Annotated in this window: 19 protein-coding genes; 6 read left to right on the top strand and 13 right to left on the bottom strand. The window is 58.8% G+C overall.

All coding sequences use genetic code 11. From position 1 onward, the window contains the following. Nucleotides 1-35 precede the first annotated feature (35 nt). From nusA to VLX68_07660, 3 genes are all read right to left on the bottom strand, one after another. Nucleotides 36-1397 carry a transcription termination factor NusA gene (gene nusA, locus VLX68_07650; protein ID HUI92105.1) on the bottom strand — a complete coding sequence of 454 codons (1362 nt, stop codon included), beginning with the start codon at nt 1395-1397 and terminating at the stop codon, nt 36-38. A 21-nt stretch (nt 1398-1418) separates the two neighbouring features. After that, nucleotides 1419-1874 carry a ribosome maturation factor RimP gene (gene rimP, locus VLX68_07655; protein HUI92106.1) on the bottom strand — a complete coding sequence of 152 codons (456 nt, stop codon included), beginning with the start codon at nt 1872-1874 and terminating at the stop codon, nt 1419-1421. A 734-nt stretch (nt 1875-2608) separates the two neighbouring features. Continuing rightward, complete coding sequence (locus VLX68_07660; protein HUI92107.1) at nt 2609-3925, bottom strand: CCA tRNA nucleotidyltransferase; 1317 nt, start codon at nt 3923-3925, stop codon at nt 2609-2611. A gap of 116 nt (nt 3926-4041) precedes the next feature. On the opposite strand from VLX68_07660, the gene VLX68_07665 reads away from it, so the two are divergent. From VLX68_07665 to VLX68_07675, 3 genes are all read left to right on the top strand, one after another. Continuing rightward, entirely contained in the window at nt 4042-5061 is a 1020-nt protein-coding gene (locus tag VLX68_07665) for a hypothetical protein (protein HUI92108.1), read from the top strand. 208 nt (nt 5062-5269) lie between these two features. Further along, complete coding sequence (locus VLX68_07670) at nt 5270-8257, top strand: AIR synthase-related protein (GenBank protein ID HUI92109.1); 2988 nt, start codon at nt 5270-5272, stop codon at nt 8255-8257. Between the two features lie 99 nt (nt 8258-8356). Beyond that, nucleotides 8357-9184 (top strand): phosphoribosylformylglycinamidine synthase subunit PurQ, encoded by an 828-nt coding sequence (locus VLX68_07675; GenBank protein HUI92110.1) that lies wholly within the window; start codon nt 8357-8359, stop codon nt 9182-9184. Nucleotides 9185-9355: 171 nt separating this feature from the next. On the opposite strand, the gene VLX68_07680 is transcribed toward VLX68_07675, so the two are convergent. The 4 genes from VLX68_07680 to VLX68_07695 form a co-directional block, all read right to left on the bottom strand. Continuing rightward, nucleotides 9356-11467, bottom strand: coding sequence for a transglycosylase SLT domain-containing protein (locus VLX68_07680; protein ID HUI92111.1), 2112 nt, complete (start codon nt 11465-11467; stop codon nt 9356-9358). 232 nt (nt 11468-11699) lie between these two features. Next, a complete protein-coding gene (locus VLX68_07685) occupies nt 11700-11966 on the bottom strand; it encodes an HU family DNA-binding protein (protein ID HUI92112.1) in 267 nt (88 codons plus the stop codon). Nucleotides 11967-11995: 29 nt separating this feature from the next. Further along, entirely contained in the window at nt 11996-12613 is a 618-nt protein-coding gene (locus VLX68_07690) for a hypothetical protein (protein ID HUI92113.1), read from the bottom strand. Between the two features lie 66 nt (nt 12614-12679). Beyond that, nucleotides 12680-13519 carry an MBL fold metallo-hydrolase gene (locus VLX68_07695; protein HUI92114.1) on the bottom strand — a complete coding sequence of 280 codons (840 nt, stop codon included), beginning with the start codon at nt 13517-13519 and terminating at the stop codon, nt 12680-12682. Between the two features lie 298 nt (nt 13520-13817). Here VLX68_07695 and cysK point away from each other — a divergent pair, with 298 nt between their 5' ends. The 3 genes from cysK to VLX68_07710 are packed head-to-tail and all read left to right on the top strand — an operon-like array spanning nt 13818 to nt 16380. Further along, nucleotides 13818-14753 (top strand): cysteine synthase A, encoded by a 936-nt coding sequence (gene cysK / locus VLX68_07700; GenBank protein HUI92115.1) that lies wholly within the window; start codon nt 13818-13820, stop codon nt 14751-14753. A gap of 24 nt (nt 14754-14777) precedes the next feature. Then, entirely contained in the window at nt 14778-16067 is a 1290-nt protein-coding gene (locus VLX68_07705; GenBank protein HUI92116.1) for an O-acetylhomoserine aminocarboxypropyltransferase/cysteine synthase family protein, read from the top strand. Between the two features lie 49 nt (nt 16068-16116). After that, on the top strand, nt 16117-16380 hold the full coding sequence (locus VLX68_07710) for an HPr family phosphocarrier protein (GenBank protein ID HUI92117.1): 264 nt from the start codon (nt 16117-16119) through the stop codon (nt 16378-16380). 97 nt (nt 16381-16477) lie between these two features. On the opposite strand, the gene VLX68_07715 is transcribed toward VLX68_07710, so the two are convergent. The 6 genes from VLX68_07715 to VLX68_07740 form a co-directional block, all read right to left on the bottom strand. After that, entirely contained in the window at nt 16478-17431 is a 954-nt protein-coding gene (locus VLX68_07715; protein ID HUI92118.1) for a glycosyltransferase family 9 protein, read from the bottom strand. 15 nt (nt 17432-17446) lie between these two features. Continuing rightward, a complete protein-coding gene (locus tag VLX68_07720) occupies nt 17447-20269 on the bottom strand; it encodes a DUF4982 domain-containing protein (protein ID HUI92119.1) in 2823 nt (940 codons plus the stop codon). Nucleotides 20270-20378: 109 nt separating this feature from the next. Beyond that, nucleotides 20379-21149, bottom strand: a complete 771-nt coding sequence (locus VLX68_07725; GenBank protein ID HUI92120.1) for a hypothetical protein — start codon at nt 21147-21149, stop codon at nt 20379-20381. A 65-nt stretch (nt 21150-21214) separates the two neighbouring features. After that, nucleotides 21215-24037, bottom strand: a complete 2823-nt coding sequence (locus tag VLX68_07730; protein HUI92121.1) for a DUF4982 domain-containing protein — start codon at nt 24035-24037, stop codon at nt 21215-21217. A 182-nt stretch (nt 24038-24219) separates the two neighbouring features. Then, nucleotides 24220-25182, bottom strand: a complete 963-nt coding sequence (locus tag VLX68_07735) for a glycoside hydrolase family 75 protein (protein ID HUI92122.1) — start codon at nt 25180-25182, stop codon at nt 24220-24222. Between the two features lie 324 nt (nt 25183-25506). Then, nucleotides 25507-25716: hypothetical protein (locus tag VLX68_07740; GenBank protein ID HUI92123.1), on the bottom strand; the 210-nt coding region annotated here is incomplete at its 5' end.

The raw sequence follows: 25716 nt of genomic DNA on the forward strand, positions 1-25716 counted from the left end.
CTTCTCAATAATTCCACGTTCGATTTTATGCCGACTTACGCGTTCTCTTCCCCGCCACCTTCCTCCTCGCTAGCGGCCGGGGCACTTCCCGGCGCGAGCTTGTCGGGTTCGATTTCGATCTCGGATTCCGACTCCTCCTCAACGGCACCCTCAACGAGCGATTCCACCATCGCGTCGTCGGCCGTGGCCTCCGGCGCGGCGGCTTGGGGCGCATCGTTTTCCCTGGCTTCCTCGGGCTCGCCTTCAATTGCGGCCGGGCCTTCTTTTTCCTCCTGTGCCTCGGGCGGCTTGATCGGCAGGCCCGCCTGTATTGCGGTGCGTTCTTCTTCTGTAAAGGCGGCGAATTCCTCGTCGCCGTACACGTCGATGTCCTTTTCGAGCATCTTGGACGCGAGCCTGATGTTCTGGCCCTCCTTGCCGATGGCCTGCGCAAGGTCTTCCTCGCGGATGATGACCACGATCTTCTTTTCGCTCACCGGCACCACGCGCTTCACCTCGGCCGGCGAGAACACGCGCCTCACCAGGAGCGAGAGCTCCTCGGTCCAGTTGATGATGTCGATGCGCTCGTTCGAAAGCTCGCGCACGATCGCCTGCACGCGGTTGCCGCGCATGCCCACGCAGGCGCCCACCGGGTCGACCCGGTCGTCGCTCGTGGTCACCGCGATCTTGGAGCGGAACCCCGGGTCGCGCACGACCTTCACGATCTTCACGGTCTTATCGAATATCTCGGGCACCTCGAGCTCGAACAGCCGCGCCAGGAACTCCGGCGCCGTGCGGGAGATGATCACCTGCGGCCCCTTGGGATTGTTCTTCACCTCAACGATGCAGCCGCGGATCGGGTCGCCCTGGCGGTACCGCTCCCGGCGGATCTGCTCCTTGTAGGGCAGCAGCGCCTCGGTGCGGCCCAGGTTGACCAGGATGTTGCCTTTGTCAATCTGCTGCACCGACCCGGTCACCAGCTCGCCGATGCGCTCGCCGTAGTCGGCGAACACCTTTTCGCGTTCGGCCTCGCGCACGCGCTGGATGATCACCTGCTTCGCGGTCTGGATGGCGCTCCGGCCGAACCGGTCGATGTCGAGGTCCTGCATCAGCTCGTCGCCCACCTCGAGCTCGGGATCGATTTTCTTGGCGTCGGCGAGCGTGATCTCCTTTTCTGAGTCGACAATGGTCTCCACCACGGTCTGGCGCGTGTACACCTCGATGAGCCCCTTTTCCTTGTCGACCTTCACCTCGACGTTGGTGGGCGTGCCGAGGTACCGCTTGGCCGCGGTCACGAGCGCGTCGCGCAGCGTGTCGGTCACGAGGTCCATGCTGATGCTTTTTTCCTTGGTGACGCTCGCGAGCGCCGCCGCGATGTCAAGCGCCTTCACATTCTCGCTTTTGTTTTTCTTGTTCATGCTCCGTTTCCTTGTTTGTTTTTATTTAAACCGTATGTCCATTTTCGCCTTTTGTATCTGAGCGAGCGGGACCTGCTTTTCGCTGTGGTCGTCCAGCTCGATCATAAGCACGTTGTCGATGCAGGACACGCATTTCCCGACCAACACAGGCTTTTGTTTCTCTTCGGATTTGAGCTCGAGGCTCACATAATGGCCGATAACCTTTAAAAAGTCCCGTTGCGTGGCAAGCGGCCGGTCGGCGCCGGGCGACGAGACCTCGAGGGTGTAGGGGCCCTGCGAAAAATTCTCCACGTCGAGCAGCATCGAGAGCTCGCGGCTCGCCTTTTCGCAGTCGTCAATGGTCACCCCGCCCTCTTTGTCGATGAACACGCGCAAAATAGAGTGCCTGCCCGCCGGAATGAACTTGATGTCGTATAGCTCCATGCGCAGGAACTTGAGCTTGTCCTCGATGATAGGGGTGATTTCTTCAAGCGTCATGCCGCGCCTTCTCTTCCTGGTTTTCTTCCCAACAACAAAAAACGGGCTTTCGCCCGCCTACACATTGGATGCAAAACTCTTACTCAGGGGTAAAATATACGATATGGGAGTGGAGGAGTACAACGATGGATTAATTTTTTAAATTATTCGATATAATTTAATAAATTAAGATTCGGGGGAGAAGTATCTCCCCCGCCGCGGCCTCCTCGCCGCGCGGCAGCGGAGTCCTCGGCACTCCCCTCTCCTGGGTGCAGCCGGGTACCGGCCTCATGATCAATCAGAATTGAATTTAGTTTGCAGTCCCGGAGGGACGGAATGTTTGTAGAAAAAATGATGGTTGAAAAATTTGCAAGTCCCGTTAGGGACGACATGGAATTTAAAAAGCGTCTGAGTTTATCTATCTCACACCGGAGCAGATAATAAGAAGATTATTATACTTGACTGACCAGCATCGTTCGACCGGTGTCGCAACCGGTGGTCTATACACACGAAGTTTGCCGCCGCGTTAGGTGCCGGACTGGAGGCCGTCGCCATAGCGCGGTGCTGCTTTCCGATTGATGATTGCGGATTTCGGATTGCGGAATTAAAGACAAGAATAGGATGTATTTTCAATCTGCAATCCGCATTCCACAATCCGCAATTTTGAAGGGCCGTGGCGGCCGGAGCCGGAGGCGAGACCGGAAGGAGGGCCGCCCGCGCCCCCGTTGCGGGGGCGCGGGAACGCCCAGATTTTTTTATTCTTTTTTTAAACTATTTTTTACCCACTCTATCGCCTCATCCCTCGTCTGCAATTTATTCTCCAATTGTAAATCATACGCCTCACCCAAAATTTTCCCAAATATCGGCCCAGGTTTATATCCTAATTCAATCAGGTCTTTTCCATTTATTAATGCCTTCGGCTTTATCTCCTCCACCGGCATCTCCGCCTGCTTCTCCTTTATAAAGGTATAATTGGATATATCGCCGTGGCTGGCAAGGCAGTCAACGCGGTGGACCTCGAGCTCGTCTGCCAATGTGGGCCGCGCAAGGAACCTCTTGAGCGTGGACAGCCGCATTTTCCGTACGTTGATGAAATTCATGTGGTTTGCGATGACGTCGCACACGCTTTCAATGAGTGCGGAAGGCGCTTTGAGCCTGCGCAACAAGCCGGCGGCCATGCCCGCGCCCACGTTGTCGTGGTTGGAAAACCGTATGCGGTCGCTCACCTCCATGGTGGGCGGCTTGCCGATGTCGTGGAGGAGCGTGCTCCAGGCCGCCACCTGCGTCGGGTTTACAAGCAGGGAAAGCGCGGTCACCGTGTGGGTGAACACGTCGCCCTCGGGATGGAACTGCTGCGGCTGGCCCACGCCCACCGTCTTCTCCACCTCGGGGAGAATCCTTGTAAGCAGGCCGCTTTCGTGAAGCATGGTCATTGCCTTGCCGCTGCTGGGCTCGGCAAGGATTTTGTCAAGTTCCTGAAATACGCGCTCGGCGGATATTTGCAGAATGCCCTCAGCTTTTTCTTTTAGCGCGGCCCACGTTTCCTTTTCAATTGCAAACCCGAACCGCGCGCTGAACCGTATGGCGCGAATCATGCGCAGGTAATCCTCGTTAAACCGCAGGCGCGCTTCGCCGATCGCCCGGATTATGCCTTTTGAAATGTCCTCCCCGCCGCGCACATAGTCGAGCACTTTGTCGCTGAGCGGGTCGTAGAACATGCCGTTGATGGTGAAGTCTCTGCGCAGCGCGTCTTCCTTTTCGTCGCTGAATGTCACCGATGCCGGGTGCCTGCCGTCCCCGATTCCCACGTCTTTCCGGAACGTCGCGACCTCAAAGGGCATTTCGTTGTGATTGACAATCACCACGCCGAAATGCTCGCCCACCGTCACCACATGCGGGAACAGTTTGCACACAACCTCGGGCGTCGCGGAAGTGGCGATGTCGATGTCTCCCTTGGTGGGCAGGCCCATCACCATGTCGCGCACGTACCCGCCGGCATAGAGCGCCCGGTGGCCGTGATCGGCAAGGAGCTTGACAATCTCAAGGGCAGCGGCTTCTTTGGGCGTTTTCATGGAGCGTTTTCCAATTTGATTTTTTGTATTGACAATACCCCTGCAAAAAACCATCTTAATGTATTAATTATATATTTGTCATATACAAACTTACATAATTAATGAGGAGGATGGCAATGAAAAAGGTTTTGAAAGGATTGGCGTATTTAAACGTTTTTCTCCTGGTGATTTCCTTTTCCTCCTGCACGTCTGACGAGGCAAAGGGAAACACGGCCTACAACCAGGCCAAGCATTCCGAAGGCATCAATAAGCGCACGCTCGAAAAACGCGCGTATATTTTTTATCAGAAGGTGTACCAGGCCCAGCCCGACAAATCCAAGCTCAGCCTGCCGTTCCGCAAGAAATTCATTGAAATGACGCTCATCAGGGCCAACATGGTGCTCACCGAAGGCACCTACGACATGGACCCGCTCAAGCTTTTTATCAGAGACATCGACACGCTGCTGACCAAGGAACTCCCCAGCGAGATCCGTCAGGACTACGCGAAATTCCTCCTTCTCATGGCGGATTCGAGCGTGGCACGCAACAAGCTCGACGACGCGCTCGACTGGATCTCGAAAGCGCAGAAGGTCGTTGACGATCCTTCGTCCATGGATGCGAAACGCAAGGCCCTCATCACTGATTTCACCAAACAGTTCTACGAAATGGCGGCGCAGGCATACAGCGAGGGCAAGGATTCCAAGGATGTTGAAGCACTTCTCAAGGCGGAATACTACGTCCAGCTCGTGCTGGTGTATGATCCCAATTATCCCGGCGCCGCCGATCTCCTGAGCAACCTGCGCAAGGCGAACGTGAGCACCTATTCCGGGTATGCTCGCGTCATCGAAGGCAAGCTTGATCCCCGCGTCAACAAATACGACATCTACCTCGCGGTCAAGAGCGGTACCACCAACATGACCCTTTCGATGTTCAATTATTCCTACAACCCGCTGCGCCTCAAGGCCGAGAATTTCTACCTCGTGGATGTCAAGGGCGAAAAATACCGCGCGCTTCCGTCTTCGAAACTCGATCCGGAGATCCTCGACACCCAGCACGAGACCAACAACCTCAAGCTGGTGTTCCCGAAGCCCAAGGCCGAGCTTAAAAAAGTCATCTATGACAACGGGGAACACTATACGGAGAAATGCTTCTTCTGATGTTTTAAAACGTTCCAGTGCAAAAAGGGCGGAGGCGAAAGTCTCCGCCCTTTTTATTTGTTTTGGGGTATTTCGCCACCCAGGGTGTTATATAAAAAATCCCGTCAAACAGTCATGTAAATTCTTTAATACAGACCGCTCAAGAAAGTATATTTGATAGTTACTTTTTTCTTCAACCTGCCGATCAAGAAACATTTCAGGGCCCGCAATGCCAGAACGTTTGTACGTGGGAAACAAATATCAGGTGCGGGACGCGCTTGGCGAGAAAATCCGCGCGAAAATCATCGCCGACCTCGAAATAGGCACGGTCAATTCGGTGCGGACCGCTTCGGTGTATGTCCTCAACGGATCCCTGTTCCCCGCCGATCTTGTCGCGCTCGCCGAAGGGCCACTCTCCGATCCCATTGTCCAGGACTACACGATCAACAAATCCTTCATCGAGAATTTCGACTGGATGGTCGAGGTGGGGTTCAGGCCGGGCGTCACCGACAATGTCGGACGGACGGCGCGTGAGGCGGTGGTCATCGCGCTCGGCCGGAGCTTCCCGGAAAGTTTTTCGGTGCACACCGGCACGCAATACTTCTTTTTCGGCAACATCTCCAAAAAACAGATCGAGCGGATTTCCGATGAGATCCTCGCCAACACGCTCATACAGACCGTAAAAATATTTTCCAAAGACGAATGGTTCCAGGTGCACACCAAGGATTTTCCCGCGCCGGTGGTGATCGACACGCACTCCGCGCCCCTGTTCCGCGAGGTGGACCTGAACGTTGACGACGAGGCGCTTACGGCCATCAGCAAAAACTGCATGTTGGCCCTGTCGCTCGACGAGATGAAATGCATCAAGGCGCATTTCGCAAAGCCCGAGACAGCAAGCCAGCGCAGGCAGCGCGGCATGCCCGCGAACATCACCAACGTCGAGCTTGAAATCATCGCGCAGACATGGTCCGAGCACTGCAAGCACAAGATTTTCAACGCCGACATCATTTACCTTGAAAACGGCAAGACGCCCGTCCACATCAAGAGCCTGTTTAAAAGCTACATTCAGAAGACCACGGCCATTGTCTGCGAGCAGAAGGGAAGGCAGGACTTCTGCCTCTCGGTGTTCAAAGACAACGCCGGGGTGATAAAGTTCGACGACAAGAACGCCATCGTGTTCAAGGTGGAGACGCACAACAGCCCGTCGGCGCTCGACCCGTACGGCGGCGCGCTCACCGGCATCGTGGGCGTCAACCGCGACCCGTTCGGCACCGGCCTGGGCTGCCGGCTCATCGCCAACACCGACGTGTTCTGCTTTGCCTCGCCGTTCCACACGGGCAAGCTGCCGCCCCGCATCCTGCACCCCAAGCGCGTGCTCGAGGGCGTGCGCGAGGGCGTGGAGCACGGCGGCAACAAGAGCGGAATCCCGACCGTCAACGGCACCATCGTGTTCGACGAGCGGTTCCTCGGCAAGCCGCTGGTCTATTGCGGCACGCTCGGTCTCATGCCGCTCGACGTGGGCGGACGCAAGGGCTGGGAAAAGAAGGCGCTGCCCGGCGACCACATCATCATGGTGGGCGGCCGCATCGGCAAGGACGGCATCCACGGCGCGACGTTCTCGTCCGAGCCGCTGCACGAGGGCTCGCCCGTCACCGCGGTGCAGATCGGCGACCCGATCACGCAGAAGCGCATGACCGATTTCCTGCTTCGCGCGCGCGACCGCGGCCTGTACAACTCGATCACCGACAACGGCGCGGGCGGGCTTTCGTCGTCAATCGGCGAAATGGCGAGCGACACGGGCGGCGCAATGGTGCACCTCGAAAAGGCGCCCCTCAAATACCACGGCCTCGAGCCGTGGGAAATTTACGTTTCGGAAGCGCAGGAACGCATGAACGTCGCCGTGCCCGCCCTCAAGGTGTCAGCCTTTCTGGCGCTGGCGCAGGAGTGGAACGTGGAGGCGACCGATCTCGGCGAGTTCACCAGTGACGGCTTCCTCGACATCAGGTTCGGCGACACCGCGATCGCGTGCCTGTCCATGGATTTTCTGCACCACGGCCTGCCGGGCATGCGGCTCTTTGCAAAATGGGAAGACCGGAACAAGGGAAAAAAAGGCGACTTCCCCGCCGCCGATTTGAAGGCCGACCTGCGCGGCCTGCTCAAACGGCTCAACATCTGCAGCAAGGAATACGTGGTGCGGCAGTACGACCACGAGGTGCAGGCCGGCAGCGTGGTGAAGCCGCTCTGCGGCGCGAAGAACGACGGCCCGTCCGACGCCGCGGTGATAAGGCCCGTACTTGATTCCTTCGAAGGCATCGCCGTGAGCAACGGCATCGTGCCCCGCTACAGCGACGTCGACACCTATGCCATGGCCGCCTGCGCCGTGGACGAGGCGGTGCGCAACGCGGTGTGCGCGGGGGCCGACCCGCATTTCATGGCCGGGCTCGACAACTTCTGCTGGTGCGACCCGGTGCAGAGCGACGCGAACCCGGACGGCGAGCTCAAGCTGGCGCAGCTCGTGCGGGCCAACAAGGCGCTTCTTGACATATGCGTCACCTACGGCATCCCGCTCATCTCCGGGAAAGATAGCATGAAAAACGACTACCGCATCGGCAACACGGCCATTTCCATCCCGCCCACGCTGCTTTTCAGCCTCGTGGCGAAGGTGCCCGACGTGCGCAAGGCCGTCACCATGGATTTCAAGGAGAGCGGCAGCCTCATCTACTGCGTCGGAACCACCTTCCCCGAGCTCGGCGCCTCCGAATACGCGCTTATGCAAGATGTTAAAGACACCAGGGTGCCGGTCGTGCACGACGCGGGGCAGGCGTTTGCCTGCTACGCCGCGCTGTTTTCCGCGATCCAGGCCGGGCTCGTCCGCGCCTGCCATGATCTTTCCGACGGCGGGCTCGGCGTGGCCATTGCCGAAATGTGCTTTTCGGGCGAGACCGGCGCGAGCATCTCGCTTGCCGCCATGAACCAGTCCGGATGCACCGAAGACTACGAAGTGCTGTTTTCCGAATCGCAGGCCAGGATCCTCGTCGAGGTGAGGCCCGAGCATGGCCAGCGGTTCGAGCTGCTCTTTAAGGGGCTGCCGCTGTCGCGCATCGGCGCGGTTGTCAAGGGCGATATGATCCAGGTGATGGGGCTCAAGCAGGCGCCGGTGCTGAGCCTGTCGCGCATCGACGCGAAGGCGGCGTGGAAAAGCACGCTGCAATTTTAGGATTATTTTAAATTATTGGATGACTTAAAAAAAATTGCTGTCACTCCCGCGGACGCGGGATTGACAATTTCAATAAAAACCGTCCACAGGAATTGTATCGTGAGTAAAGACATTGCCGCAATCGTCCTGGCGGGAAACGGCACCAACTGCGAAATGGAGACGGCGCACGCCTGCCGCATGGGGGGATTCCCGGTCGTCGACATCGTGACGATCTGGGAGCTCGTCGCCGGCGACGCGTCGCTTGACAATTATGATTTCCTGTGCCTGCCCGGCGGCTTTCTCGACGGCGACGACCTCGGCTCTGCAAAGGCGCAGGCCAACCGGCTCCTCCACACGGTGGTCAAAAAAACCGACACGCCCCTCATCGCGCAGTTCACCGCGTTCATCAACGGCGGCAAGCTCATCCTCGGCATCTGCAACGGGTTCCAGCTCATGGTCAAGCTCGGCCTCCTGCCCGGGATCTTGGGCGGCTTCACCCAGCAGGTGACGCTTACCAACAATGATTCCGGCAGGTTCGAGGACCGCTGGGTGTGGCTCAAAACCAATCCAGCCTCTCCGTGCGTCTTTACAAAAGGGGTTTCTTCGCTGTATCTGCCGGTACGCCACGGCGAGGGGAAGTTCGTGGCGCGCGACCGCGAGGTGCTCGACGCGCTCAGGGGCAGCAACCAGATCGTGCTCTCCTACGTGGACCCCGACACGCAGGCGCCCACCATGAAATATCCCGACAACCCCAATGGTTCGCAACTGTCAATAGCCGGCATCTGCAACCCCACCGGGCGGCTGCTGGGGCTCATGCCGCACCCCGAGGCATTCCTCCACCGCACCAACCACCCGCGGTGGTCCCGCGAAGACCTTCCCGAGGAAGGCATGGGGCCGCAACTCTTCCGCAACGCTTACCAGTACATTGCAGGGCAGGTAAGGCCCTAACCTGATTTATTCACATAAATCCAATAAAACCTCACCGCAGAGAAATTGAAACAAAGTTGGAAGTTGGAGGTAAGCCTCAAATTTTCAACTTCCAACTCTAAACTATTTATGTTTTCTCTGCCTTGAATTCTCTGCGCTCTCCGCGTCTCTGCGGTGAATTTCAGCCGGCGCTCACGGCGTCCGCTTGAATTGTTGCGACGCGCCTTTTTCCCTCGGTTCCTCAAAAAGCGGGTACACACCGATGGCCTGTCCGGTTTCGAGCGCGATGTCACGCTCGGTCTTTTCCTCGATCACCGGAATCCACACCTGCGTCCCCGGCATGAGCCGGGCGAGGTCGGCGTCCTTATTGTGCTTGGCGAACAGCCACAGCGGGATCTGGTCCTCGTTGCAGATGCTCCAGAGCACCTCCCCGCGCGTGATGGTCTTCTGCGTTACATCCGCGACTTTGTACCTGCTGTAGAAGTCCTCCTCCAGCGCCATGTGGTACTCAAGCCGGGCCTTGACAAAACGCGCAAGAAGGTCCTGGCCCGCCGGGACCAACAGCGCGCGGCCGATCCGGATCTCCGAACGCGCGCCCAGGCCGTTGAGCTGCCGGATCGCCGCGGCGGGGACGCCGAGCCAGTCGGCGTAATGGCCGATCGTTTCGTCAACCGACACCCTGATGCGGGCGGTGGTCCCTTCCGGCGAAAGCGTCGCATCCAGCGAATACACCGACACGTCAAACGCGGGCATCAGGCCGTGTTTTCCGGCCTTTGAAAATTTCGGCGGCGCACCGGCCCTGGCCATCACGGTTTCCTTGAGAGAATCGGCGACAGCTGGTTGCGGCGCCGGCGTTTTGCTTTTTGCGGGCTTTTCGGCTTTCGGCTCTTCCGGCGGCAGGGAGGGCGGAACAGGGGCCTGCATTTCCTGCTCGGCAGGCGCCATGGTCGTTTCCGGCGCCGAAACAGCCGGAGTGCCTGTCGCGGGCGGAACCCTGAGTACCTGTCCCGCATAAATTCTTCCGCCGTGCGTTATGCTGTTTTCGAGCGCGAGCGCCGTCACCGGAACGCCGAAGTTCGACGCGATGCCGTACAGGTTGTCGCCGCGCCTGACGCTGTAGTACTGCTGGCGTTCAGGCGTCTCGCTTTTGAGCGAATCCGGAACCGCAGCGAGCATTTTTGCCGGTTCGGTTATTTTGGCCTCTTCCGGAATCCTTATTGTAAAGCCTGCCGGGATCTGCTTCTGCTGGAAAAACACCACCGGCCTTAATGCAGGGTTGCACTCCATGAGCGTCTTGAGCGGTATATCAAGGTACTTGCTTACCACCGCCGGCCGCATGTACGAAGGCAGGACAAAGGATTTGTATTCGTACCGCGGCGCGAAATGCAGGTCGCTGAAATAGGTTTGAGGATTGCTTGCGATCTCACGCGCTGCGAGAAAACAGGCATAGAAATTCTTTGATGCGAACTGAAACAAATGGCTCTTGTAATTCTTGATGATGTCGCTGATGTCGCGGGAACCGGCCGCCTCGACCGCCCGCTTTATGCCGTTGACCCCGTGGTTGTAGGCGGTGACCGCGAGCGGCCATGACTGCAGCTGCTCGTAGTTCTGCTTGAGCAGCCGCGCCGCGGCCACGGTCGCCGCCACCGGATCGCGCCGCTCGTCGACCAGGTAATTGATTTTAAGGAAAAGCCTGCCGGTGCCGCGCATGAACTGCCACAAACCCGCGGCGCCCACCTTCGAATAGGCCTCGGCGTTGAACGACGACTCGACGTGCGGAAGATAGGCAAGGTCGCCGGGAAGGCCGTACCGGTTGAATATGGCGCGGATGGTGTCGAAATAGGCGGCCGAGCGCTCGAGCCCCTCCTTGAACCGCTCCTTTTCCCCCTGCTGGAGACGCACCCGCTCCGCAGCTCCGGCCAGCGCGCTGTCAGGCGCGTGGGCCTTAAACAGGGCCAGGATCTTCTTTTCATCTTCGGTCCAGGTGGATTCGGGCTTAAAGGCCAGATCGTTCAATTTCTGTTGGATCGCCCGCCGTTCGCTTTCGACATACCTTGAGACGGCGAAATCCCCCTGGCGCGGCAGCTCCAGGGTTTTGTAAATAACGAGCGGATATTCCCGGTCGTGAAGCAATCCCTGGGTGGTGGAGAGTTCGGCATATACCTTTTTCCAAAACGCGACATTGTCTTTGAGGATTTCAGGCGCGGGGAAACATGAAGAATCGGCTTGCTGTGCCTGCGGAGAAAAACCGCAAACAATAACGACCAAAAACACCGCGCACAGCTTTAGATTGATTTTCAGCATTTAGAAAAACCTGATTATGCCATCCCTCGCTGCCGTCGCCTCAATTTTCATTTATCAAGAAACAGCCTGAGAGTCGCTAAGATGATACAGCAATGACCGTTCAAACGTTACGCTAAGGTCTATAAAAATAAGGCATGCGCAGTTGGATGGATGAAGGTTCAGGGGGTCTGATAAAAGAAAGTCCTCCATTGCGTCGGGAGGACATGGCGTACCGAGGGGTCAAAAGGTGTTTTTAATTTACCAGCTGCTTGAAGTCGGTGCCCGGCCTGAATTTTATGATATTGGATGCTTTCACCGTGAAGGTGGCGCCGGTCCGCGGGTTCTTGCATTTTCGCGCGCGTCTCTTGACAACAGAGAAACTTCCGAATCCGATGATCTGGATCCCCTTCTTGGCGTTTTTACGGATTGCGCGCAGCACGGAGTCAACCGTTTTTCCCGCCAGCACTTTTTTTATGCCCGCCTCACGCGCGACAACGGCAATGACGTCCCTTTTATTCATGGTTCCCCCCTCACCGGTAAAACGCCTTATCAGTATCCCGGATAATCGAAAAACGCCCGCGCAAGTTCCGGTTTTGTCTTTGCCCAGAATTCATAGGCGCCTATATAGGCTTTTTTCAATGACGGATCCAAGTTCTTCTGGGGCTTTGACGGCGTGTACTGCGCAAACCGTATGTCCGCAGACCCCGACATTGCCCTGTATTCGTCCTGCGAGATGGGCTGCAGCGTCGTCTGCACGCGGGTGAGCCCTCCCGACGGCGCGCCAGAGCCCGGGGTGGGCGCCGTGACCCTGCGCGCCGTTATTTTTTGCAGAAGATAATACACCTTCCCCGGCTTGAAATTAAACTTGACAGTTGCGATATTGTCAATCGCGGCAAGCACATAATGCTCCCCCGTGTCCGCCGCCATCTGGACCACGGTGTTGTCGGTATTCACGCAGCCGAAGGCGCCGTCTATATACACCGTGCCGATTTTGTCAGCATTATATGACGCGCCGGTTTTGGGAAGCGGGCGCAGCACAACGACGAGTGCCTTGTCCTGCGGGGCCTTTAAAACGGGGACGGGCGTCGAATAACGGATCATGGGCGCGCATGACGAGAGCATCAGCGCGGCCGACAGCATCGCGCCGCACCAGGGTTTCGTTTTCACTTTGTCCTCCTCTTTAAGCAATCGTTAACGGGCGCCGCAACGGCGGCACCCGGCTCCCAATCATACTCACAAGGTCATTTCAAAACTATTTGAAACCGCAAAGCATTCCATGCGGGCTCCGCCCTTTTTGACAATTCCTTTCGAACGCTCCACCATGGCGTCGATCTGGGCGTCGGTGCGGTGCCTGTTGTGATGGAACAGACCCAGGCGTTTTGCGCCGGCCCTGATGCCGAGCTTGACAGCATCGGAAAATACCGAATGGCCGTACGACCGGTTGCGCGGATAATCGCCCAGCGAGAACTCCGCGTCGTGGATGAGCAGGTCGGCATCCTGCGAAAATGCGGCATACTCTTCGAAGGTCTGGCCGCCCGGGTGATTGAATTCGAGCTCGTTGTCGGTGAGGAAAACGAACGAGGCGCCGTTTTCCTCGAACCGGTATCCCAGCCCGCCGTTGGGATGGGAAAGAAAAATGGGCCTCACCGTGATCCCGCCGACGGTAAAGGGCTGGGAGCCGGCCTGCGAAAAACGCAAAATCGCCGAAACCGACTCAAGATCGACGGGGAAATACGGGGCGGACATGACTCCCTTAAGGATCTCCCGGTACGAGGGAAAATGAAAGCTGCACCCGTGGATGGTGATCTCGATGTCCCTGTCGTAGACGGGATTGAAAAAGGGGAATCCCATGATATGGTCGAGGTGCGCATGGGTGAACAGCAGGTTTATTTTTTTCACCTTGGACCGGGCCAGCTTCAACCCGAGGCCGCGGATGCCCGACCCGGCGTCCACCACGATGACATCGCCCCTTTTCGAACGGATTTCCAGACACGTCGTGTCACCGCCATAACGGTCAAATTGTTTGCCGCTCACAGGCAGTGAACCACGCGATCCCCAGCAACGCAGGTACATGGCTTCTCCGGATATTGTTGCGCCGGCGCAACAGGCATCGACCGCACGGTCTTTGCTGTTGAAGTTTGAGTAGTAATTATAACAATTTGTGTAAAACAAAGCGAGGAAAAAATGGTGGGCAAAGTTTTTACCGGATCGGTGAAAAAACCGGGAAAATTTATTTAATAAAAATGAAATAAAGGTATTGACATGATTTTCAATTTTGGTTATATTTTAAATAGTTAATGTTGATAAACTTTGTTTACATTATTTCAATATAATTATAATGCATTGATATTTAAAAAGATGGAGGTTTTATATGCGAATAGCGCCAACTATTACAAACCTTATCGGAAACACGCCGCTGGTCAGAATCAACAAGCTTAACAAAAACGGAAAAGCGACGGTGGCCGCCAAGCTGGAATTCTTCAACCCCCTATCCAGCGTAAAGGACAGGATCGGGCTCGCCTTGATTGAAGACGCGGAAAAATCGGGCGTCTTGACAAAAGACAGCATCATCATTGAGCCCACGAGCGGGAACACGGGCATCGCGCTGGCGTTTGTCGCCGCGGTCAAGGGCTACCGCCTGATCCTCACCATGCCCGAGACCATGAGCGTAGAGCGCAGGAAAATGCTCAAGGCGCTTGGCGCAGAGCTCGTCCTCACCGAGGGCGCGAAGGGCATGAAGGGCGCGGTGGCAAAGGCCGACGAACTGGCCCGCGAAACCAAAAATTCGTTTGTGCCCCAGCAGTTCAACAATCCGGTGAACCCGGCCATCCACCGCAAAACCACCGCCGAGGAGGTTTGGCGCGACACCGACGGCACGGTTGACATTTTCGTTGCCGGCGTGGGAACGGGCGGCACCATCACCGGCGTGGGGGAAGTGCTGAAGGCCAGAAAACCGTCCGTTAAAATCATCGCGGTGGAGCCTGCGGCATCGCCGGTGCTTTCGGGCGGCCAGCCCGGTCCGCACAAGATCCAGGGCATCGGCGCGGGATTTGTCCCGGGCGTGTACAACGGGAAGCTTATTGACGAGGTAATCCAGGTAACCGAGGAAGATGCCGGCCAAACGGCACGGGCTCTTGCCAAACAGGAAGGCGTTCTTGCGGGAATCTCCTCGGGCGCCGCGCTGTGGGCAGCGCTGCAGGTCGCGCAGCGCAGTGAAAACAAGGGCAAGCTCATCGTCGTTATTTTGCCCGACACCGGCGAACGGTATCTCAGCACATGGCTGTGGGACGAGCAGCCCCAGGGATGACTGTTAAAAAGAAAGGTTCTTGCCATGAATGCCAAACCCTATCATTTTGAAACCCTTGCCCTGCACGCGGGGCAAACCGTGGACGCGACGCAGTCGCGCGGCGTGCCGGTGTACCGCACCAGCTCGTACGTTTTCAAAAACACGCAGCACGCTGCGAACCTGTTCGCCCTCAAGGAGCTGGGCAACATCTACACCAGGCTCATGAACCCCACCACCGACGTGCTCGAGCAGCGCGTGTCCCAGCTTGAGGGCGGCGCAGCATCGGTCGCCGTTTCCAGCGGGACCTCCGCGGTATTTTATTCAATCATAACCCTTGCCGAAGCAGGAGACGAAATCGTTTCGGCAAGCAACCTGTACGGCGGGACCTATACGCAGTTCGACGCCATCTTACCCAAGCTCGGCATCACCACGCGGTTCGTGGACGCACGTGACCCGCGCACTTTCGAGAAAGCGATAACCGCAAAGACTCGCGCGCTCTTCGTCGAGACCATCGGCAACCCGACGCTCGATTTCACGGACATCGGCGCCGTCGCGGCCATCGCGCACCGCCACGGCATTCCGCTCGTTGTCGACGGCACGTTCACCACGCCCTGGCTGCTGCGTGCCATCGAGCACGGCGCCGACATCGTGGTGAATTCGTTGACAAAATGGATAGGCGGGCACGGCACCGCCGTGGGCGGCATCATCACCGACGCGGGCACGTTCGACTGGAAGGCCGGCCGCCACACGCTGTTCACCGAGCCCGACGCCAATTACCACGGCCTGTGCTGGGCGCTCGACCTGCCGGCCCCGCTGTCAACGATACCGTTCGCCCTGCGGGTGCGGCTCGTCCCGCTCCGCAATCTCGGCGCCTGCATCGCGCCCGACAACGCATGGATCTTTCTCCAGGGGCTCGAAACCCTGCCGCTGCGCATGGGGCGCCACTGCAAAAACGCGCTGCTGGTCGCGCAGCACCTTGCGAAACACCCGAAGGCGGCGTGGGTGCGCTATCCGGGACTCGAGAAGGACCCTTCGCACGCGACGGCGAGCCGATACCTTGACAAAGGGTATGGTGGCATGGTCGTGTTCGGCGTGAAGGGGGGGTATGACGCCGCCGTGAAGGTCATCGACAACATCCGGCTGTTTTCCCATCTTGCAAACGTGGGCGACGCCAAGAGCCTCATTCTTCATCCCGCAAGCACGTCGCATTCACAGCTGAGCGAGGAGCAGCAGCTTGCGGGCGGCCTCACTCCGGATTTAATAAGGCTTTCGATCGGGCTTGAGCACCCCGACGACCTTATCGGCGCGCTTGACGAGGCGCTCGCGCTCGCGTAACACCGGCTCCCGCAGCGGCCATCCCTGCGGCGCGAGGATTTTATCACGTATGCGGACCACGAAAATTATTGTCAAACAGGAAAACGGCATCCATATACGCGTCGCGGACGCCATCGCGAAGGCGGTCAGGAAGCTGTCGTCGAAAATCACGTTCAAAAAGGGAGGCCAGACCGCCGACGGCGATTCGGTGCTGCAGCTCCTGATGCTCTCCGCGGGCAAGGGCGCGGAGATCGAGGTCACGGCAAGCGGGGGAAACGAGGAAGAGAGCCTGATCAAGCTTGAGGAGATTTTTTCCGACGGCGGGGGGATATGAGCGGCAGTTTCGTGATAAATGAATCGGAAGTTGAATGTTGGAAGTTGGAGGTTGAAAGCCGAAGCGAGAATAATGGTCAAAGGATATAGGTTCCAAATCAAGCTTTCTCCAGCATTTTTTCAATCTCACTCACCACCCTATCCGGTGTAATCGTACTCACCGCCTCCCCTTTTCCCTGCTGCAACACAACCGACTTCCTGCTGAGCGGCCGGAATTTCTCCAAATTCCACTCGATGTCGGGGAACAGCGCCACCTGCGGCACATCGAACGCCGAGGCGACGTGCACGACCGAGGTGTCGGGCGTGACGACAAGGTTGACAAGAGAGATTAACGCGACGATGTCGCCGATGGCGGGCGAATCATAGAGAATGACGCGCGGCTGGAGATTTTGCAGCTTTCCGGCGTTTGGGCCGTCGGCGGGCTTATAGGTGACGATAACCCTTAGGTTTTTTGACAGACAATACGCCGCGACCGCGGCCCATCCTTCAACCGTCCAGTACCGCGAGGAATCGCCGGCGGAAATATTGAGCGCTACGGTCTTTGCATCATCCACAAGAATGGTATCTTTGATTTTTTTAACAAGCCGCGCATCGGGAAAAAGCTCGGGCCGGGGATCGGCTGTGGACGGCATGCCCAGCGGCTTGAGACAGGCAAGGTTCCGCGCGACCGCGTGCAGCGCGGCATTTTCCAGGTCGGAGGGAATGGGAAATGAAAAGGTGCTTTCTCCTTCCCTGTTGAATCCGACCTTGTTTTTCGCCCGGCAGATTCCAGCCAGCAGGGCGCTTTCGCGCGACGCATGGTCTTTTGGATCGATGAGCCAGTCGTATCGCGTCAACAGCAACCGGATCATCAACGAGCAAAAAGAAAACGGGTCTTTCCGGTAAACGAATATTTTTTTCACCCGGGGATTTCCGCGCAGGACAGGCGCCCCGCGCGGGGATGAGAGAACGTGCATTTCCGCGCCGGGCACGTGTTCAGCAACAGCCCGGAACAGGGGCGTGGTGAGGACCATGTCGCCGATACGCCCGATCTGCACGATAAGGATCTTCATCAAAGAAAGCTTTCCTTACCGCACCGCGAGCACGCGCTTTACACATTGATAGCCGCCGTCAAGGGTGAACCGGACAAAATACACGGTGTTGCCGGCCATGTCCCGGCGCGCCTTCATTCCCTCAAAACCGATCGAGTGGAACCCGGCTGCCTGATACGCGGCCGGCACGCGCATGACCACCCTTCCGCTTGCGCTGACGATGTCGACGGAGACGGTTGCCGCTTTACTCATCAGATACCGCAGGGTCCCAGCCGAATACATGATCCTGAAGCTCGGCGCGGCTATTGACGAAGCGGAACTCGTGCGGGGACAGCGAGTTCCCTCCATAATGGAAACCGCCGGATTTACATTATAAGAAACCGTGCCGGTCCCGAGTCCCGCCGAAGAAGCGGAAACCGTCACCGTGCCGGCGGTGAACGTCGACCGCACCGCCACCTTGCACATCCCGCCCTCGGCCGAGAGCTCATGGTCGAGCGGCGAATGAAAGCCGAGCGGCTTGCCGGCCGTGACGTACTGGTCCGACCCGCCGCGGTAATCGCCGGGCCCGGTCACGGCAAAGGTGACCGGGTTGCTCGCCGTAGGACACCAGATTCCGCTTGCGTCAACCACCGTGGCGAGAATGAAGGCCGCGTCGCTCCCGTTCGCCGTGATCTGGAAGGTGTCGCCGTCGGACCTCACCAGCGGCGGCTCCACGGTCAGCACGATGTGGTCGGCGGGACCAGCGGTCTTCTTCTCGTCAAAGCACACCACGTTTCCGCTTTGGTCAAGCCCCTCGGCGCGCAGGGTCCCCGACGCCCAGGTCACGTTCCATGAGCACTGGAACGGCAGCTGGGTGGTGGCCTGGCCGGTGCCGTCGCCGCTCCCGCTCCACGGATTGGGCGTTTTTACGCCCTGGTCCGCGCCGTTGATCAAGAGCCGCACGCTTGGGCAGTTTGAAAACGCGTTCACCTGCACCGCGCCCGACCGGTTCCAGTGGTGCGCGAGCGAAACCACGGGCTTCACCGAATACGGCAGCCACGCCGCCTGATACGCTTTGTAAAGCAATTTGGGGATGCGGTTGAAATCCATCATGGAAGACCCGAACGACCGTACGCTTCCCTCGCCCTCTCCTTCGAGGAAATTGCCCGACTCGCCCGGCGTTTCGCACAGGTACCACTGGGCGAGGCCGAAGCAGTTGGCCTGCCTTGACTTTTTCCAGTTCTGGAGGTATTCGCTCGCGAACGCGATTTCCCAGTCCCAGGCGAAGCGCGCGGTGCGGCTGCCGCCCCACGCCTCCGCGCCCCAGCACGGCGTGTTGGGCAGACCGCTCTTCATCGCGATCTCGCAGCCCGACGACGAGCACGAGATGATGTCGGCGATCGCGGGATCGGCCGCGCTGCCCCCGCGGTCGGACTGCGCCCTCGTGTTGACCGGGTCCCATGTCTGTGAAATCGCCTTGAGCTGGCCGGCGAACGTAGGATCGATGGGGCCGTTGCTCACCTCCCACGCGAGCACCGACGGGTGGTTCCGGTCGCGGATGATCATGTCGCGGTGCAGCTGGCTCTTGTAGATAAATTTCGGCGTGTTGGTCTGCTGCCCGGCGGCGAAAGTCCCCTCGAGCTCACCGCTGGGCTGCACGAGCATCACGCCGTAGGCATCGCACGCGTCAACGAACTCGGGGCTCGACGACGAATGACCGGGCCGCCAGAGGGTCGCGCCGCACTCGGCCGCGAGCTTGGCGTCGCGCCACTGCTGCTCCTCGGGAACGGCCGTGCCCAGCGCCGGATAATCGTAGCGGCTCGAAACGCCCCACAGGTACTGCTGGTGGCCGTTGAAATACGGGAAGTTGTGGTCCCACGTGATGACGCGGATGCCCAGCGGGCTCTCGAACACATCGGTGGTCGCGGCACCGACCTTGACAATATGATAAACCTTGTAGAGGTACGGCTTGCCGTAGATGCTGCCCGCGGGGTACCAGAGTGTCGGGTTGGCGATGGTGCCGGTCTGGTCGAACACGTAGCTCGTGTCGGCCCCCACGGTCTGGGTGCTACTCTGGCTCAACACGACGTTGCCGGCGGCGTCAGTCACCTTGGTGGTGAGCGTGACGGCCTGCGGCGCGGCGTTGTCGTTCCGCACGTTCGTGAGGATCCGCACGGTCGCGGACGCGTCGGAGGCCGACACCGTGGCGACATAGGTCCCCCACTGGTTCAGCACCGAATACACGTTGAGGGGCACATGCACCTTGTCGGTGATGTGAAGCCACACCGGCCTGAACAGGCCGTAATCGCCCTGGCCGAACCGGTAGTCGATGGAGAACCCGGGATACGCGTAAAACCCTCCGTTGCCGCTCATCCTCACGGCCAGAACATTGTCCGCCCCGCCGAAGGTCACATAGGGCGTGATGTCCACGACGAACCCGATGAAGCCCACCACGTGCGTCGCGTTCTGGTTGATGCCGTCGTTGCCGGGAAGAAACGTGCCGTTGATGTACACCGCCGCGCCCAGGTGCGCGCCCTCGATCTCCACGAAGATCTTCCTGCCCGAATAGGCGTTATCGATTGTAAAGTGCTTGCGGTACCAGGAAACGCCGGCGTACATGCCGCCGGTGGCGCCGCCGCCCGACTGGTTGTTGAACGATTCCGTGTCGCTCCAGGTGTGCGGAATGCCCACGTCGCTCCACGCCGCGTCGCTGAACGAGGGGCTTTGGGCGCTCGCGGGGTCTCCTTTTGTAAATTTCCAGGGCGCGGTGCTCATGTTGACCTTCACCCGGTTGCTGGGCTCGCCGGTATAGGTTTGGGCACAACACACCGCGGCCAGCGCCAGAACGGCCAACAGCACCGGAACCATTTTCGTTTTCATGTCCATTCCTCCTTTTTATATTCACGCGTTTGACGCATCAGCAAACCAGCGTTTGCCCGCGGTCGCTGTTCATTGTTTTTGCGCTTGGCTTTTCTTTGCAGCGGCAATGCTATTCGCCCGCTCCGTTTTCGGGTGTGGCACTGTCCAATTCGATCGGGTGACCGTACTTCCAGGTTCCACTTCTGAAAGAGAGCGTATCATGAGCTGAGGTGAATGCATCCTTAGCCATTTCAACCCGTTCAAAAGAAATGGTGGAATCATCAACCCATTTCGCGCTGTCGGGCCCCCATTTCCCGGGGGCCGAATAAAACGCCTTTGTCAATGAATCACCGGAAATCTTCCAGATTTGAAAACCATTCGCCATGAACCCGGCTTCGATGTCACGATAATCGCAGAGCAGATAGTTCCGTCCCGGGCCGATCGTCGGCCTCGATATGAGCGTGTCGCATTTGCCATTCCTCATGTTGACGGAGAGCCAATCGCCCCACTCCCATCCTTCCCGTTCGATGACGATCGCGGACAGGGCCGGCAAATAATCCGTCACGAAATATCCGACCTGCCCGTCGTTGTCCGTATGCAGCAAGGTATCGTTGAACTGAATTTTGCTTCCATTGTCAAGGATAATCGTGAGGCTCGAGTCGTTTGCCCGGAAAACTCTGTTCCGCAATTGATCCAGCAGTTTCTTTTCTTCCATCCGCATGGTTTTTTCCTGGGCATTGGGCGCCGCGTCAGGCTGACCATTTTTCTGGCTCGAGTCCGCCGACGCGGAACCGTTTGCCGCTTTCGATGGCGCTTGAGCGTTACCGGATGATTTCGGCGCGCACGAGAGCACGGCAAGAAGAAGCGTCCCTGCTGCGAGCTTAAATGAGCATGGTCTCATCAGAGTTCCTTTTGATGAATTGAAAGACCCCGCTGCAAGCCACGGCGCCGCGCGTTCCTTCCGCATCACCGCGAGACAATGACGCGCTTCACCGGCTGATACACGCCGTCCACTCCGAACCGCACAAAGTAAACGCCGGCCGGAAACGCCGCGCCGGCCTGGGATTTCGCGAGCTGGACCGGATGCCACCCTTCATTCTGGAGCGATGCGGGAATCGCTCTTGTCAATTTCCCGTTCGCGCTCACGATCTGCACCGACACCAGCGCCGGCCGCGCAATATAGTAGCGCAGCCCGCCGCGCATGAGAACGGCCTTGAAGGAAGAAAACGCGGAGGGTGCGGACGGACGCGTTATCATGGCCGTCGTAAACGGCGGGTCGGTGACCGGGTATACGGTGAATGCGGTCGAAGCGGCGGGCTGCGGCAGGCCCGCGCAGGTGCTCGACACCGTGACGACGCCCGGCGTGAACAGGGAGCGCACCGCGATCTTGCACATGCCGCCCTCCATCTGGAGTTCCGGGTCGGTGGGCGCGTGCCAGGTCTTGGGCATGGCGGCGTTGACGCGCTGGTCGGACCCGCCGCGGTAGTTGCCCGGGCCGGAAACGCCGAAGGTTATGTTGTGGCTGTCAAGCGGACACCAGGTGCCGGCGCTGTCCACCACCGTGGCCAGGATGAAGGCCGCGTCGGTGCCGTTGGCGCGGATCTCGTACACGCCGCCGTCGGGCCGGACGAGCGGCGGCTCCACGGTGAGCGTCACGTGGTGCGCCGGTCCCGCGGTCTTCTTCTCATCGAAGCACACCACATTTCCGGTATTGTCAAGACCCTCGGCGCGCAGCGTCCCGGCCTGCCATGCCACGTTCCAGTAACACTGGAACGGCAGCTGCGTCGCGGCCTGGGTGTGGTCGTTGTCCGGCGGCACGCCGGCCGCGGGATTTGGTTTCTTCACGCCCTGGCTCACGCCGTTGATGAGGAGCCGCGCGCTGTCGCAGTTGCAGAAGACGTTTACCTGAACGTTACCGGAGCGGTTCCAGTGGTGCGCGATGGCGATCTCTGGATGGAGGGAGAAAGGAACCCAGCACACCCGCCACGCGTTATACAGGAATTTCGGGATGCGGTTGAAATCGAGCATGGAACAGCCGAACGACCGCTCCTTCTGGTTGGGCATGTCGAGGAAATATCCGTCTTCGCCGGGCGTCTCGGACAGGTACCACTGCGCGATGCCGAAGCAGCTGTTGGCCTGGCTCTGCACCCATTCCTGCAGGTAATCGGCGACGAACGCGATCTCCTGGTCGTACCCCCATCTTGACAAGCGGCCATAATTGCTCCAGTCCTCCGAGCCCCACGCCGGGTTGTTGGGGAAGTTGTGCTTCACGCCTATTTCGCAGCCCGTGGCCGTGCATCCGAGGATGTACCCGTTGGCAGGGCTCGGCGTGCGGTCTGCCTGCACGCGCGTGTGGATCGAGTCCCATGTATTGGCAAGCCCCTGGCACTGCTGGGCAAGGCCGGTGCTGACCGGGCCGTTGCTTACCTCCCACGCGAGCACCGACGGATGGTTCCGGTCGCGGATGATCATGTCGCGGTGCACCTCGGCCTTGAGCGTCTGGTTGCAGGGCCCGCACGCGCCCTCATGCTCGCCGCTTGGCTGCACGAGCGCGATGCCGTACGCGTCGCAGGCGGCAACAAACTCGGGACTGCACGGAGAATGGCCGGGGCGCCACAGGTTGCCGCCGCAGCCCGACAGGATCTTCGCGTCGCGCCACTGCTGCTCCTCGGGCACGGCCGTGCCGAGCGCCGGGTAATCGTACCGCGCGGACGCGCCCCACAAAAAATGCTTGCGGCCGTTGTAGTAGGGATAGTCCTTGTCCCAGGTGAGCACGCGGATGCCGAGCGGACTCTCGAACACGTCGACCGTGGTCCCGCCCACCTTGACAATGTGATAAACCTTGTACATATACGGCCCGCCGTAGATGCTGTTGTTCGGGTACCACAGGTGCGGGTTGGCGATGTCGCCGGTCTGGCCGAACGCGTACGACGCTCCTGCGGGGACCGTCTGCGTTCCGGTGAGCGTGAGCACGACGTTGTTGTCCTTGTCAACCACCTTCGTGGTGAGCGACACGTCGGCGGCCGCGGTCCCGTCGTTGCGCACGTTGGTCTGGAGGAACACGGTTGCGGAGGCGTCCGTGGCGGTCACGGCCGCGCAGTAGGTTCCCCATTGGTTCAGCACCGAATAGAGGTTGAGCGGCACGTGGACCTTGTCGGTGATGTGCATCCACACGGGGCGGAACAGCCCGCCGTCCGCCTGGCCGAACCTGAATATCTCGGAAAAGCCCGGGTCGCCGTAGAAGGCCTGGTTCTTGCTCACGCGCACGGCAAGCACGTTGTCGGCGCCGCCGAACGTCACATAGGGCGTGATGTCAACCACGAAGCCCATGAAGCCGGTCACGTGCGTGGCGTTGGGGTCGGTGGCGCTGTTGCCATGCATGAACGTCCCGTTGATGTACACCTGGCAGCCGACGTGCGCGCCCTCGATTTCAACGAAGATTTTCCGGTCGGCGTACTGATTGTCCAAAGTAAAGTGCTTGCGGTACCAGTTGGTGCCGCCGTACGCGGTGCCGTCGTCGCCGCCGCTCGGCTCGTTCACGTAGGTGTCGGTGTCGTTCCACGTGTAGGGAATGCCCACGGTCTTCCACGACGAATCGTTGTAGCCGACCGCCTGCGGGCCGGACGCGCCGTTCATGGCCGGATCGTTCCTGAGGAATTTCCACGGCGTTTCGCCCAGATTGATCTTCACCCGGTTGCTTGGCTCGGGCGTGTAGGTTTCGGCGAAACAGAGGGCCGCCGAGATGATCACGATGATGAAAGCCGCCGCCGACATTTTTTTTGAGTCCATGCCCCCCCCTTTTTGATCATTAATCTATTATTATTCGCTGGATGATGCGATAGCTTGGGATGATCGGGCGATCCGATAATTTCGAAATCCCCCGCGCCCCTGTGGTTAAATATAATAAATAAGGAATACTATATGAGGTTGCCGGAAAATAATGTTCACGCCAGTGAACGGCGGAGCGAAGACTAATAACGGATGAATTTTGTTTGAAATGATCCGGCCAAGGTATGAAGCCTGATGAAATAAAGGCCGCACTTCAGGTTGACAAGTTCATATTCCCTGCATCCGGTGCCGCTTTTTTCCATTATGAGCTTGCCGTTGACAGAATAAACTGAAAGCGCGTGCCTGCCTGACGACGTGATCGATATCGAGTTATTGCTTATCCGGAAATCGGTCGCTGCATATCTACCCGCTCCCTCCGTGGGCCTGATGACCGCCGGCGATCCGATAAGCGCCGCCGCCAGCGCCTGGCCCGCCGAAATTGCCTTCTGATGGTCGGCCATGTCCGCGACTGAAGTGAACCTGGCGCCGGGTCCCCTGAAGACAATGTAAACCAGGCCCGTGTCCTGTCCGCCGGTGTTCGGGTCGTTCGGCACGCCGAGAAGCTGGGCCATTGCCGCCGATGCCTCGCCGATCTCCTGGCTCACGCCGTCCTCGTCGAGAAAGGGGGCATAGGCGATGCTCACCGGGTTTGTCTTCCTGTTGATCACCGCCGCAAGCTGGCCGATGGCGATCCCGCGGCTGGCGTAATCAAACGGCGAGCCGACAGGCAGCACGTAAAACGGCGTTCCCGCCGCGTCAATCGGGCCGCCGTTGTCGACGCTGCATTTCACGTTCGCGTCGCAGCTCAGCAGGTTCTGGTGCGAGGGATCGGTCCCGCCGCAAACGCCGTTGTCGCTGCCGTCGCAGTCGATGTCCATGTCTGCGTCGAAAAATACCGCGCCGGTTGTCTGGAACAGGCTGATGGTCTTGTTTTGGGCCACCGGCTGCGAGGAGCTGTTGCTGCATTGCGTGCAGAAGCCGGTGCCGCCGTTGTTCATGTCTTTGCCGTTGGCCTTCACCACGCAGTTGGCGGCAACGGCTTTCTGGCTGTCCACCCAGTTGAGAAGTTTTTTCGGGTCGACATTGCCTTCGACGGCCGCTGCCATGCATGGAAGAATCGTTATTACTATGATAAGGAAGAAATTTTGACGCAAGGCATAATTCACAGCTCTACCCACTTTTTCCAGCCCATCAGCGTCGGCCCCGAGGCAGGAGGATCAGCCGCTCGTGCTGTCCGAGCCCGCCAATCTTTTCTCTTCCACGCCGGGTGATTTCACGAGCGGCCCGATTGCCGAGACTGGTTTTCACCCGCCCAATAGGAAGGGCGTGTGACAAGCCGGTGCTGCTGGGCGGCGTTTTTGCACAGCATTCCTGAAGTCTTTTGGTTAACAAAGAAGGAAATTTCATTTTTAAAAGGCTGGCGATTACCGCTAGTCAACAATTGCCGCCTGCGGCCGCAAGGCGGGTTTCTGCTCCGTGGCGGCCGCATCCTTTGATACCGACAGGCTGCCGCCGAACTTCCGGTATTCGTCGAGCCGGCAGGAGTTGACGAGCCTGCCGTTGAAATAGGTGATGTCAGGGCAGCTCTCGCACATGTCAATGTCGCCGTGGGCCAGCGCGTCGGGCGCCTGCACGATGCC

Source organism: Chitinivibrionales bacterium (assembly GCA_035516255.1).
Lineage (GTDB): Bacteria > Fibrobacterota > Chitinivibrionia > Chitinivibrionales > FEN-1185 > FEN-1185.